Source organism: Pseudomonas viridiflava (genome assembly GCF_900184295.1).
Taxonomy (GTDB): Bacteria; Pseudomonadota; Gammaproteobacteria; order Pseudomonadales; family Pseudomonadaceae; genus Aquipseudomonas; species Aquipseudomonas viridiflava.
Map to the genome: position 1 here is coordinate 3,650,001 of NZ_LT855380.1, position 13,433 is coordinate 3,663,433.

Sequence of the window (13,433 nt, forward strand, 5' to 3'; positions counted from 1 at the left end):
GGAATACTCAGATGCGCAATATATTGCCCAAAAGGCGATTATTCAGCATCATGTACATGCCTCACTTCACCGCCCTGACAGGACGCTTTACCGACATGTCTGCCAAACCCAGCAACATCGCACCCCTTTTATTCCCTCTGGGGTTGCTGATCATCGCAATGATATCGATCCAGAGCGGTGCATCTCTGGCCAAGAGCCTTTTCCCGGTAGTCGGCGCCCAGGGAACGACCGCGCTGCGCCTTATCTTTGCCAGCCTGATTCTTCTATTAGTATTGCGGCCGTGGCGCGCGCGTCTGACGGCGAAGTCGTTGCGCACGGTAATGCTCTACGGTATTTCGCTGGGCAGCATGAACATGCTCTTCTATATGTCATTGCAGACCGTACCGCTGGGTATCGCCGTCGCACTCGAATTCACGGGGCCTTTGGCAGTGGCTCTGTGGGCGTCGCGCAAGGCAATCGACTTTCTCTGGGTGGCCCTGGCGGTGATCGGCCTCCTGCTGCTCATCCCTATAGGAGAATCGAGTGCAAGTATCGATCTGGTGGGAGCAGGTTATGCATTGGGAGCAGGCATCTGCTGGGCGGCCTATATCCTGTTCGGGCAGAAAGCCGGCGCAGATAACGGCATTCAGACCGCAGCGTTGGGCGTCACGATCGCAGCCCTCTTCATAGCGCCCATTGGCGTGGTGCATGCGGGGGCCTCCTTGCTGGATGTTTCGCTTATCCCCGCCGCACTGGGCGTCGCGGTTCTCTCGACTGCCCTGCCCTACAGCCTGGAAATGGTTGCACTGACCCGGATGTCGGCACGCACCTTCGGCACGCTCGCCAGTCTGGAGCCGGTATTTGCGGCGCTGTCAGGGCTGATTTTTCTTCATGAGGATCTGTCGCTCACTCAGTGGCTGGCCATCGGCGCAATCATCGTCGCCTCGATTGGAGCGACGTTGGGCTCGACACCGGCTAAACCCCAGCTGGTGCCCGCGGACTGAACGTCTTTCTCAGGAACCAGTCACAAGGCACTGGTAATTGTCACGCGCTTGAGCCATGTTTAGGCCGTAGCCCATCTCATTTTCGAGATTCGGTCTGTGTGTCATCTACGAAACGCATAATAAGAAACTCAGGCACGTAAGGCGCTCAAGTAATGGTTTGCTTAAGGAAAGGAATGAAATTCATCTTTATCGCGGTGGCCGTTCTGGCCATGGCGGGTTGTGCGGCAACCTCGAAACCCGTCAAGCAGACCAAGCGCGGGATTCACATCAACTGCTCCGGGCTTTCATCGTCCTGGGCCAAATGTTACGAACTCGCGACCAATACCTGCCAGTCAGGGACATTCAGGGTCATCGCCAAGTCGGGTGACACAGAGGCAGAGCCGGAGGATTACCCGTTCGGCCTCAATCCGGCCGGCTACACCAGTCGCAGCATGATCATCGTGTGTAAAAAAGGCTCGTCGCTGAGCAATGAGTTGCCGAAGTCCTGAGACCGCGGCAACCGACACCCTTGATCAGATCGCAGCGGTTCGCGCCTGCAGCCACTGCAGCGCAGCGCCTTCAAGCAGCGGGCTTAAACGTTGATTGACGTGCGCGTGGTAATCATTGAGCCACTGCCGCTCTTCAAGACTCAGCATCGAAAGCTCGATGCATCGCGTATCGATCGGGCAAAGGGTCAAGGTTTCGAACTTCAGAAACTCACCGAACTCGGTCTTCCCCGCATCCTGGTTGATCACCAGATTCTCGATACGCACGCCCCAGCGTCCCGGCCTGTAGGTTCCCGGCTCGATTGACGTGATCATGCCCGCAAGCATGGCCGTCTGAGGGGTGGCCGGTGCCTGATAGGCGATGACTTGCGGCCCCTCGTGTACGTTCAGGAAATAGCCGACTCCATGACCGGTGCCATGACCGTAGTTGACACCCTCGGTCCAGAGCGGTGCACGGGCAATGGCGTCCAGCAGAGGCGAAAGAATGCCCTTGGGGAAATGTGTACGCGAAAGCGCGATAACGCCTTTCAGCACGCGGGCGCAATCCTGCTTCTGCTCGAGGGAGGGCGTGCCTATCGCGACCATACGGGTGATATCTGTCGTGCCCCCCAGGTATTGTCCGCCAGAGTCGATCAGCAACAGGCCGTCACCTTCGATCTGCGCGTGTTCGGCTTCGGTGGCACGGTAATGCGGCATGGCACCATTGGCATTGAAGCCTGCGATGGTTGCGAAACTGGCAGAAATGTAACCCGGACGGCGTTCGCGCGCCGCAGTCAGGTTCTCATCGATGGTCAGTTCGCTGACCGGCTGATGCCCCAGCGCGCTGTCCAGCCAGGCGAAGAACTCACAGAGCGCTGCTCCATCCTGCTCCATGGCCTGACGAATATGCCCGGTGTCGGCCTCGGTCTTCTGCGACTTCAGCAAGGTGCTTGGATTCAGCCCTTCGACCAGGGTGACTTCGCTGTCCAGATAGTCCAGCAGCCCGCAAGTCACGCGAGCCGGGTCGACCAGCAGCCGTGCCGACTTTGGCAGCTCACGCAACGCGGCACCGATTTGCGTGTACTCCATCAGGTTGACGCCATCCTGCTCCAGATGGCGAAGGACCTCGGCGCTCACTTTCTTCGAGTCGACAAACAATGTGACGCTTTGCGGGCCAATCAGGGTGAACGAGATAAACACCGGATTGTACGAAACGTCGGAACCGCGCAGATTGAACAGCCAGGCAATGTCATCCAGCGTCGGAACGAAATGCCAGTCCGCGCCCTTTTCGCTCATCGCCTTGCGCACCAGAGTCAGCTTGTCGCGGCGCGAGACCGATGCCTGGGGCGGCAGATGTTCGTAGACCGGGCTGGCCGGCAACGCCGGGCGATCCTGCCAGAGCTCGATGAGCAGATCGATGTCGGTCCGCAACCGGGCACCGCGCGCATACAGCTTGCTCGCCAGAGTGCGTGAAGACGCCACCGCCAGCACAGCACCGTCAACCGCAACCACGGTCTCGGCAGTCGCCTGATCAGCGAGCCACTCCAGTGGCCCCTGCTGACCGGGAATCAGCTTGACCAGTTCGATGCCACTGCCGGCCAGTTCCTTGGTGGCCTGTTCCCAATAGCGACTGTCCGCCCACACGCCAGCGAAACTCTGGGTAATGATCAGCGTGCCCACGGAGCCATGAAAACCCGACAACCACTGGCGCCCTTGCCAGTAACCGGGCAGATATTCGGAGAGATGAGGGTCTGCCGACGGCACCAGATAGGCATCGATGCGCTCCCTGCTCATCAAGGCGCGCGTTAGCGCCAATCGTTCTGCCACGGTGTTACTGGCGCTCGCTTGCGTACTCATTGGTTCTCCTGCTGACCGAAAATGGCTGCTATCACCCGTCAGATAATGGAGCACTCCTCAAGCGTGAGCAACCGCCCAGAAAGCAGGCTGGATGACGCTTGCACGAATCGCCTCGGCAGCACGGCGGATATCCTGCTCGCGGGTAAAGCGCCCGATGCTCAGACGGATGGTCTGACTGGCTGCCTGAGGGCTAAGACCCAGTGCAATCAATACGTGCGAGGGGGTATTTTTGGCTGAATTGCACGCCGATGTCGAAGAGAACGCGAGGTGCTGCGCCAGTGCAGCGGCATTCAAATCATGGTTACCAAATGTGAGGCTCAGCGTGTGGGCAATCCTTTTTGAAGGACTGCCATTGATACAGAGACCGGGAATGCCACGCAGTTGCTCGATAAGCAGGCCATTCAGGCGCTCGATTTCGAGGAGTTCCTGGCCAAACGTCTCGCCTGCCAACGCAAACGCAGCGCCCATACCCGCAATCTGATGGGTGGCCAGGGTACCGGAACGCAATCCGGATTCATGTCCACCGCCATGAATCTGCGCCAGAACTCGCTGCTCCGCGCGGGGGCCGACGTACAAGGCACCAATGCCTTTGGGCCCGTAGATCTTGTGAGCGGAAAATGACATCAGGTCGACTGCAAGGCTGCCCAGATCGATCCCGATCTTGCCCGCGCCCTGTGCCGCATCGACATGCAGCAACGCGCCGTGACCGCGAACCCGCCGACCGATCTCGGCGATGTCATTGACCGTTCCCAGTTCATTGTTGACCAGCATCAATGACACCAGAAAGGTGTCCTCACGCACGGCAGCACTGACGGCATCGGCGCTGATCAGACCATCGGCATCAGGCACCAGGTACGTGACGGTGAAACCACCTGCCTGCAGCTGCTGCGCCGTATCGAGCACAGCCTTGTGTTCGATCTGACTGGTAATGATGTGCCCGCCGGGCTTGCCAAGGCGCCCTGCCCGTTCCTGAGCGACACCCTTCAGGGCCAGATTGTTGGACTCTGTCGCTCCGGAGGTCCAGATGATCTGTGAGGCCTGAGCACCCACCAGACCTGCGACCTGTTGACGAGCGTTCTCAACAGCAAGGCGAGCACTCCGTCCGAAGCCATGGGAACTGGAAGCGGGATTCCCGAAATTGCCCGAGAGACCCAGGCACTCGACCATCACCTTGATGACGCGCTCGTCGACAGGCGTGGTGGCGGCGTAATCGAAATACAGGGCTGACTCTTTCATGACGGTTCCTCTGACTGGCGCGGCCTGTGCGATGAAATATTCGAACTCGCTAAAGAGTCATCGCAACCAGGCCTGTGAGGCCATCATGCACGATTCAACATAGAACCAAAAATTATCAAATGATATTTATATATTCTTTTTATGAATATAAGACGCATCGCAGACTGCGTTCCAGAGAATTGATAGAGGGTCGCCACCAGCGACAGCCGCTCTGCCATCTGTCCGATACTGCCGGGGTTTTCAGAAAGTTCGGCAGCGCGCCATGCCCAGGCGCATCTTCCACTCCCGCAAAACGCCCCACTTGACTGCACTCACCGTCACTTCAGGCACACACCAATAATAAAACCCGCTTTATCGTCAATTGAGACAACTGCAAACAGTGATTAATTTGAGTCAGTCTTCGATCACTGCGTTGACAGGAATCACGCACTGTAAAGACGCCTGAAAACTGTCAACTCACAGGCTTTGTATAATGTTTGTTTTTTGACGCCCAATAAAATCAATGGGTTAATAATTGCGTGAAACCATTTATCAAAAATTTAACAGAAAGCTGACGAAATAATTTGACAGAATCGCTGACGCTACCAATATATAGCACTGTCAGACACCTCCTGGTTTGTACGCTAATGCCACAGTGCACTGCGCTGGATGTTGTCAAGCTGTCGCTATTTGTTGTTCTGCCCGCGAAGTTAGTTGTTTCCACAGTGCCTTATCGGCGCTGGTGGATGTCTGTTGACTCATAAAAGCCTTGCATTTACTGAGCGCGCTCGGTGTGGCGGTAGCATTGCCTGAAGCAATCTGCCACGTGCCGTCGGTTCAAAAAGTGTCGCGTGGGCATTCGTTGGATAGATGTAGAGCATGGATCGCATGATTCGGGCGGTAGCGTGCCCGATAGACCGTTTTTCCACTCAGCAGCCAGTTGTATGTATTTGGTTGTCCGCCTCCCCTGAACCGAGGTGCCACTGAATGCCCTGCCTACCCGATTTCGATATGCAACATGTTCAACACTTGGCCCAAGACATGGATACCCAGGGTTTCGCACGATTAAAGAACGTACTCAACGACACCGACCTTGAGCAGTTAAGAGCCTTTACCGACCGACAGGCTTCGCAGCATCCCGGTGAGTACTTCGCCTATCACGGTGAAACTGCACTGAGTGAAAGTCTGTTGGCCAGTCTGTGGTCGACGCCTGAATTCAAACACCTGCTGGGCCTGCTTTATGAGCATGGCGCACACCGGCAAAGCATCAGCGATCAGATCTTTCCTGTGTTGCGCTGCGTTCAGGGCGAACAGGGGTTGCGTGAGTCCAATTGCTTTCACTACGACGCCAGTCTGGTGACCGCACTGATTCCGATCTACATCCCGACCGAGGGAGAGGAGTGCGGCGATCTGATGCTGTTCCCCAATCTGCGCAACGTCCGCCAACACATCGCGCTCAACATCATCGAGAAGTCGCTGCTGCAAAACCGCCTCACGCGCTGGGCCATGCGGGTTGCGATCAGGCACGAATGGCTCAAGCCCAAGGTATTGAAACTGCAACCCGGCGATATCTACCTGTTCTGGGGTTATCGCACGCTGCACGCCAATCAGGCCTGCGGCACGGGTCTTAAACGTGCGACGGCGATCTTCCATTTCGGTGACCCACACAGTGGCAGCCGGGTGACCCGCCTGATTCTCGACCATACCCAGCAACGGGCTGCACGCGTCAGCGCGCAGACCGGCATTTCGCCTCCGGAAACCGATACACGGCAATCGCCAATGCTCTGAATCAACCCTCGCTACACAGTGATACACAGGAACATGGAGGCTTCGATGATTAACGTGACCAAGACTTACCTTGGTGATATCGACAAGTTCAAGCGGTATGTCGAGGGGATCTATGCACGCGGCTGGCTGACCAATCACGGTCCGCTGGCCGGCGAGCTTGAAAGCAGGCTCAAGGAATACCTGGGGGTCCGGCACATCATCCTAACCAATAACGGCACGCTCGCCCTGCAGGTGGCGTACCGCGCGTTGGGCCTGAGTGGCAGTGCAGTGACGACGCCGTTCAGCTTCGTGGCGACCAGCAGTTCGTTGCAGTGGGAAGGCATACGGCCGATCTTTGCCGATATCGATCCCGCCACCTGGAACATCTCGCCCCGGCACATCGAAAGCCGTATCGAAGAAGACACCACCGCAATCGTCGGCACACATGTGTTCGGTAATCCGTGCGCGGTGGACGCAATCGAGGAGATCGCACGCAGGCACAAACTCAAGGTTGTGTATGACGGCGCCCATGCGTTTGCCGTACGTCACGCCGGTCAGTCAGTGCTCAACCGGGGTGATATCAGCACGCTCAGTTTTCATGCGACCAAGCTGTTCCACACGATCGAAGGCGGCGCGATCATCACCAATGATGACGAACTGGCCAGACGCGCGTGCCTGCTGTGCAATTTCGGTATTGCCGACGTCGACAAGATCGACGGCATCGGCATCAACGCCAAGCTCAACGAGTTCTCGGCGGCCATGGGGCTGTGCATTCTGGACAACATCGAGAACATCCTCGAAGAACGAGCCGAAATTGCCCATCGCTATACCTCGCGACTGGAAAACTATCTGGACCTGCAGGAGCCGCAGGCCGACAGCGAGCTGAACCACAGCTATTACCCGATAGGTTTGCGTGACGAACAGGCGCTGCTGGAGGTGCGGTCGGCGCTCAACCTGCGCGAGATCAACCCTCGGCGCTACTTCTATCCGTCGCTCGACACCCTCGAGTACCTGCAACCGCAGCCAGGGCAGCCCGTCTCTCGCGCGTTGAGCGAGCGCGTGCTGTGCCTGCCGATCTATCCCGGTCTGCTCAAGGACGACCAGGACCGGATCATCCAGACCCTGCTCGAATCCTGCAGCCTGGACCGCCTGAGTTACCAAAGCCCTGTCATTGCCCAGGTCATTTGATAGACATGTCCAGCAAACGGTCCGTGATTCGCAACACCGCCCTGAACTACGTCGGTCAGGCCTACGTCCTGCTGGTCGGAATTCTGATCCTGCCCTTCTACCTCGGCCATCTTGGCGCCGAAGTCTATGGACTGATCGGGTTCTTTACCGTGCTGCAGGCATGGCTGCAACTGCTCGACGCAGGATTGTCACCCAGCCTGGTGCGTGCCGTGGCTCATGGACAGGGAGCGCCTGCCAGTGAACATGCGGCGGGCCGTCTGCTGCGTTCCTTCGAGCTGATGTTCCTGCCGATGGCGATCATCAGTTGCACGACGATCTACCTGGCCAGCTCGTGGATTGCGACCCACTGGCTCAACGCCAATACGCTGCAACCACAGACGCTGATCAACTGCATCGGCCTGATGGGCGTGGTGATTGCGCTGCGGCTGTATTCGACCCTGTACAAAAGCGGTATCCAGGGCCTTGAGCAGCATGCCTGGCTGAACGCAGTCAACGTGCTGATTGCCACCCTGCGCTATTTCGGCGGCCTGGTGCTGGTCAGCCAGTTCTCGCAGGACCCGCAGGACTTCTTCGAATTTCAGGTCGTCGTGGGGCTGATCGAAGCCTTGATCTTCGCGACCCGGGCCTGGCAGCAAATGCCGGTTGCACACTGGTCCAACGGTTTCGACTGGCAACGGGTCAGGCCGATTCTGCCGTTCGCGGCGAGCATGTCGCTCAGCGCGGTGTTGTGGATCGTGCTGACCCAGATGGACAAGGCGTTGCTGTCCAGTCTGCTGCCGCTGGACCAGTACGGTTATTTCTCGCTGGTGGCGTTGATGACCACCGGCATCATGATGCTGACCAACCCGCTGGTGCAGACCCTGCTGCCGCGCCTGACCGTACTGATGGCCGAAGGCAGACGCGACGACATGCACGCCCTGTTTCTGGCGGCCCACCGTTTCGTCTGCACCTTTCTGTTTCCACTGGCGGCAGTCATTGCGCTGCATGCCGAACCGCTGGTGCTCGCCTGGACAGGCGATGCAGACGCCGCGCGCTGGAGCCGGCCGATCCTGAGTTGGTACGCGCTGGGCAGCGCGATCATGGCGGCCAGCGCCTTTCAGTTCTACCTGCAGTACGCCTACGGCCAGATGCACCTGCACCTCTGGTACAGCGTCATTTCAGCCGTCATCACCGTGCCGACCCTGTTTCTGGCCATTCACTTTCAAGGCGTATACGGCGCAGCGCTGGCCTGGTTCTTTCTGCGTGCAGCGTCGTTCGCCATCTGGCCGATGATCGTCCATCAACGTCTCGCACCGGGCATTCATGGTCAGTGGCTGCGCGACATCCTGCGCATCAGTGTGATGACCGCAGCGGGCCTTTTCATCAGTCAGCCGGTGTTCGACCTGATCGCCGGTCAGAGCCGCACCAGCCTGTTTCTGGCCTTGGCGGCGAGCGGCTTCATCACCCTTGCGGTGGTCGCCGCGAGCTACAAGCCACTGGCATTGAAGATCTACATCTTGTTCAGCAAACCGAGTACATGAGCCATGGATGTCACTGCAAAAAAAACCGGCACGACGCGTCCGGAGCACCAGCCGCCGCTGCTGAGTATCGTTTGCCCGGCCTACAATCAGGAAGCGTTCATCGCCCAGACGCTGGATGGCTTTCTGTCCCAGCAAACCTCGTTCAGCTACGAGATTCTGGTCCACGACGATGCGTCCACCGACGGCACGGCCCGTATCATTGCCCAGTACACCGAACGCCACCCGACGATCATCCGGGCCTTCTATCAACAGACCAACCAGTACAGCCAGGGCATCCCCTGTGTACCGAATCTGTTCGCCAAGGCGCGTGGGCGTTACATCGCCTACTGCGAGGCCGACGACTACTGGACCGACCCGCGCAAGCTGCAACTGCAGGTGGACTTTCTTGAGAGTCATCCCGACTACGTCATTACCTACCACGACGCGTTCGCATTCGACGAGAACGGCCAGTACGGCATTCAGTTGCAAGGTGATCTGCGCGCCGACGCCACCAGCCTGGAACTGCAGAAGGCGCGCCGCATTTCGACCCTGACCACCTGCTTTCGCAACGTGTTCAGCGCCATGCCGCCCGAACTGCACATTCGCATCGCGCCGTTGAACGACCTGTGCTGGTGGTCGCTGCTGGGTGCCTACGGCAAGGGCAAGTTCATCGCCGAGATCAAGCCGGCTGCTTACCGATTGCATCCGGGCGGCGTGTTCTCGATGCGCAGCGACAAACGCAAGTTGCACATGAGTCTGCAGACCTGCTCGAGCCTGGCCAACTACTACAACCGCCTGGGTAACCAGGCACTGTACGAATACTTCCTGATGCAGACGGTCTGCCTGTCGCTGTCGGCGCTGGAGCCGCGCCATAAGCTGCAGACGCTGTTGATGGTGGCGCGCAACTTTGCCGTCAACCTGAGCAAACGACTCTGGTCCGGCACCGGCAAAGCCCATGTTCAGTAACGTGCTGGTGGTGTGCGTTGGCAACATCTGCCGCAGCCCGATGGCTGTCGCGCTGTTGCGTCACCGCCTGGCAGACCCGGAAGTGCGCATTCAGTCGGCAGGCATTGCCGCCCTGTCCGGCTCGGCCATGGATCCGCTGGCCAAGGCCGTCCTGCAATCGCATCAGGTGCCGACCCGCCGCCATGAGGCGCGACAGGTGAACCGGCATCTGCTGCATCAGGCGGACCTGATCCTGCTCATGGAGCAGGCGCATTTTTCGCGAATTCTCAAGCTGGCGCCGGAAGTGCGCGGCAGAACCTTCCTGCTCGGCAAATGGCAGCACACGCTGGAAATAGCAGACCCGTATCGACGACCCAAGTCAGCCTTTGAACAGACCTATCAGCATCTCTCGCGATGCATCGATGACTGGCTCCCCCATCTTCAGTCAGGAGAAACAAGATAAATGACCGTCATGAACCGTCCCTCCCTGGACTACTACCAGGACACCCGGATCGATCTGGCAACTATCTTGCGCATGTTGTTCGATCACAAGGCCTTGATCATCTGGACTGTCAGCCTGTTTTTCCTGGCCGGGCTTGCGTATGCGATTCTCGCCACGCCGGTGTTCCAGGCCAGCGCGATGATTCAAATCGAGCCGAAGAAAGTCGGCATCGAGGGCACACCCGAGGTCAACAACAAGCCGTCGTCGGTGTCCCAGGCCACCACTGAAATCGAGCTGATCAAATCCCGAGCCCTGCTTGGCAAGGTGGTAGACGACCTGAAACTGAATCTGGTCCAGACGCCCGATTTCTTTCCGGTCATCGGTCCCTATCTCTATCGCACGTTCAAGCCTGACTACGACGGTGCGCTGGCCGAACCGCTGTTTGGCCTGACCCAATACGCCTGGGGTGGCGAGAAAATCGATGTCTTCCAGCTGGAAGTGCCTGAAGCCCTGCTGGGCGAAAAGCTGACGCTGGTGGCAGGTAACCCCGGACAGTTTTCGCTGTACGACAGCGATCACAACCTGTTGCTCAGTGGCGCCATCAACCGGATCGTCGAGGGTAACGGCGTGAAAATTCAGGTCGCTGTCTTGCATGCGCACCCGGGCACCGAATTCACCATTTCGCGCCAGCGAACCCTGACCTCGGCACTGATCTACCAGAATCGCCTGAAGATCACCGAAGCAGGCAAGGATTCAGGGATCATTTATCTGTCCATCGAGGATCAGGACGCCGACAAGGCCAACAAGATTCTGGACGAGGTCAGCCACCTCTATGTGCGTCAGAACGTTGAGCGCAGCTCGGCCGAAGCCGCACAGCGCCTGCAGTTCCTGCGCTCGCAACTGCCCATGGTGCGCAAGCAGCTGGAAGAGTCCGAAGTGGCCCTGAACAACTTTCAGACCAGTGCCAAATCGGTGGACCTGAGCATCGAGACCAAAGGTGTGCTGGATCAGGTGGTCAAGCTGGACTCGATGCTGTCGGAACTCAAGCTCAAGCGCGTCGAGATCGAACGGCTGTACACCCAGGAACACCCGACCTATCGCAGCCTGATGAGTCAGATGAGCCAGCTTGAACAGCAGAAACAGGGCTTGCTGAAGAAGATCGAGGCCCTGCCGATGACGCAACAGGAACTGCTGCGTCTGACCCGCGACATGCAGGTCACCAGCCAGACCTACACCCTGATGCTCAACAAGAGCCAGGAGCAGGACATTCTGCGCGCAGGAAGCATCGGTAACGTGCGGGTGATCGACAACGCCGACACCAACGTCGAACGGCCGGTCAAGCCGATGAAGACGCTGGTTGTGCTGCTGGCCACGCTGGTCGGGGCACTGGTGGCGGTGACCATCATCTTTGTTCGCCAGGCCTTCTACCGCGGCGTGGAAAGCGCCGAGGTCATCGAAAACAGCGGCATGCCGGTGTACGCGTCGCTGCCCTACTCCCGCCAGCAGGACCGTCTGGAGAAAACCACCAAGGGCGGCGGCGCGCCCAAGGAATCAAAGCTGCTGAGCATTGCGGCGCCCAATGAACTGGCTATCGAGTCTTTGCGCAGCCTGCGCACCAGCCTGCATTTCGCGATGCTCGAAGCGCGCAACAACGTGCTGATGATTTCCAGCCCGTCGCCTGGCGCTGGCAAGTCGTTCGTGTCCAGCAACCTGGCAGCGATCATTGCCCAGACCGGCAAACGCGTACTGCTCATCGACGCCGACATGCGCAAGGGCTACCTGCACCGAATCTTCGGCCTGCAGCCCAAGCACGGTCTGTCCGACACGCTGGCCGCCCGCCTGAAATGCACCGAGGTCATCAATCACACCCAGATTCGCCATCTGGACTTTATCTCCTGCGGCTTCGCGGCGCCCAACCCTTCCGAGCTGCTGATGCATGACAACTTCAACAAGATGCTCACCGAGCTCTCGCCGTTGTACGACCTGATCCTGGTGGACACCCCGCCCATCCTCGCGGTAACCGATGCCACGCTGGTCGGCCGTCAGGCGGGCACCTGCCTGCTGGTCGCACGCTTCGGCATCACCACGCTCAAGGAGATCGAGGCCTGCAAACGCCGGCTCGGCCAGAACGGTATTCTGATCAAAGGCGCCATCTTCAACGCCGTGGTCCGCAAGGCAACCACCTCGGACTACGACTGCGCTGCGTATGGCTACAACTACCACCCCGTCAACAAGTGAACGCCCCGGATAACGCTCTCTTCAAGCCCTAAAAGGAATTAATCATGGCCAGAACCGTAGCAATGATGCAGCCCTACCTGTTTCCCTATCTGGGCTACTTCCAGTTGATCGCAGCCGCTGATGTCTTCGTCCTGGGCGACGACCTGCAGTACATCCGGGCGGGCTGGGTGAACCGCAACCGGATCCTGAGCAACGGCCAGGCCCGACTGATCACCTTCCCGCTGAAGAAGGATCACTTCGAGCTGCCCATCATGCAGCGCAGCCTGATCGACAATTTTTCCGACGAAGCCAGTCGGCTGATCAATGTCATCGCTCAGAACTATCGCCGGGCGCCGTACTTTGCGCAGGTGATGCCGTTGCTGGAGCGATTGATCCGCCATCCGCAACACAACCTGGCGCTGTATGCGGAAAACACCTTGCGTGAGCTGTGCGCTTATCTGCAGATCGATACGCCGATCATTCGCGGCTCCGACCTGAGGATCAACCAATGTACCGACAGGCAGGATCGGGTGATCCGGGTCGCACACGCGCTGTCCGCCACCTCGGTGCTCAACCCGCTGGGCGGCATGCAGCTTTACGACCGCGACCGCTTTGCCCGCAACGGTCTGCTGCTGCGCTTTTTCTCCATGCGCCCCGTCACGTACCCGCAACTGGGCCAGCCCTTCGTCAGTGACCTGTCGATCATTGACGTGCTGATGTTCAACAGCCTGGAACAGATTCAGGCGCTGCTGAGCCAGTGCACGACCCACGATCTGCAGGTTGCCAACGATCCGTTCGTGCGGATCGGTCAGGACCCAACACTTCTCCCTTCCTCGCAACTGGCAGCGGAGTGAGT

At 58.6% G+C, this 13,433-nt stretch carries 11 protein-coding genes; 9 read left to right on the forward strand and 2 right to left on the reverse strand.

Annotated elements, in window-relative coordinates; all coding sequences use genetic code 11:
- Positions 1 to 95: 95 nt before the first annotated feature.
- A complete protein-coding gene (rhtA, locus tag CFBP1590_RS16395) occupies positions 96 to 983 on the forward strand; it encodes a threonine/homoserine exporter RhtA (protein ID WP_029241287.1) in 888 nt (295 codons plus the stop codon).
- A gap of 173 nt (positions 984 to 1,156) precedes the next feature.
- Positions 1,157 to 1,471: a hypothetical protein gene (locus CFBP1590_RS16400; RefSeq protein ID WP_004887113.1), complete on the forward strand. Its 315-nt coding sequence runs from the start codon at positions 1,157 to 1,159 to the stop codon at positions 1,469 to 1,471.
- Positions 1,472 to 1,495: 24 nt separating this feature from the next.
- Here CFBP1590_RS16400 and CFBP1590_RS16405 read toward each other — a convergent pair whose 3' ends face one another.
- Both CFBP1590_RS16405 and CFBP1590_RS16410 read right to left on the reverse strand, forming a co-directional pair.
- Positions 1,496 to 3,304, reverse strand: a complete 1,809-nt coding sequence (locus tag CFBP1590_RS16405; RefSeq protein WP_088235510.1) for an aminopeptidase P family protein — start codon at positions 3,302 to 3,304, stop codon at positions 1,496 to 1,498.
- A 57-nt stretch (positions 3,305 to 3,361) separates the two neighbouring features.
- Entirely contained in the window at positions 3,362 to 4,540 is a 1,179-nt protein-coding gene (locus CFBP1590_RS16410; protein ID WP_088235511.1) for a cysteine desulfurase family protein, read from the reverse strand.
- Positions 4,541 to 5,530: 990 nt separating this feature from the next.
- Here CFBP1590_RS16410 and CFBP1590_RS16415 point away from each other — a divergent pair.
- The 7 genes from CFBP1590_RS16415 to CFBP1590_RS16445 are packed head-to-tail and all read left to right on the forward strand — an operon-like array spanning position 5,531 to position 13,431.
- Positions 5,531 to 6,307, forward strand: a complete 777-nt coding sequence (locus CFBP1590_RS16415) for a hypothetical protein (protein WP_231991731.1) — start codon at positions 5,531 to 5,533, stop codon at positions 6,305 to 6,307.
- A 45-nt stretch (positions 6,308 to 6,352) separates the two neighbouring features.
- Positions 6,353 to 7,474, forward strand: a complete 1,122-nt coding sequence (locus CFBP1590_RS16420; RefSeq protein WP_088235513.1) for a DegT/DnrJ/EryC1/StrS family aminotransferase — start codon at positions 6,353 to 6,355, stop codon at positions 7,472 to 7,474.
- Positions 7,475 to 7,479: 5 nt separating this feature from the next.
- A complete protein-coding gene (locus CFBP1590_RS16425) occupies positions 7,480 to 8,994 on the forward strand; it encodes a lipopolysaccharide biosynthesis protein (RefSeq protein ID WP_088235514.1) in 1,515 nt (504 codons plus the stop codon).
- Positions 8,995 to 8,997: 3 nt separating this feature from the next.
- Entirely contained in the window at positions 8,998 to 9,939 is a 942-nt protein-coding gene (locus CFBP1590_RS16430) for a glycosyltransferase family 2 protein (protein WP_088235515.1), read from the forward strand.
- The gene (locus CFBP1590_RS16435; RefSeq protein WP_004887099.1) at positions 9,929 to 10,381 is read left to right on the forward strand and encodes a low molecular weight protein-tyrosine-phosphatase; all 453 of its coding nucleotides are present in this window, start codon (positions 9,929 to 9,931) and stop codon (positions 10,379 to 10,381) included. Before CFBP1590_RS16430 ends, CFBP1590_RS16435 begins: the two co-directional genes overlap by 11 nt.
- On the forward strand, positions 10,382 to 12,598 hold the full coding sequence (locus CFBP1590_RS16440; RefSeq protein ID WP_088235516.1) for a polysaccharide biosynthesis tyrosine autokinase: 2,217 nt from the start codon (positions 10,382 to 10,384) through the stop codon (positions 12,596 to 12,598).
- 44 nt (positions 12,599 to 12,642) lie between these two features.
- On the forward strand, positions 12,643 to 13,431 hold the full coding sequence (locus tag CFBP1590_RS16445; protein WP_058432102.1) for a WbqC family protein: 789 nt from the start codon (positions 12,643 to 12,645) through the stop codon (positions 13,429 to 13,431).
- Positions 13,432 to 13,433 lie beyond the last annotated feature (2 nt).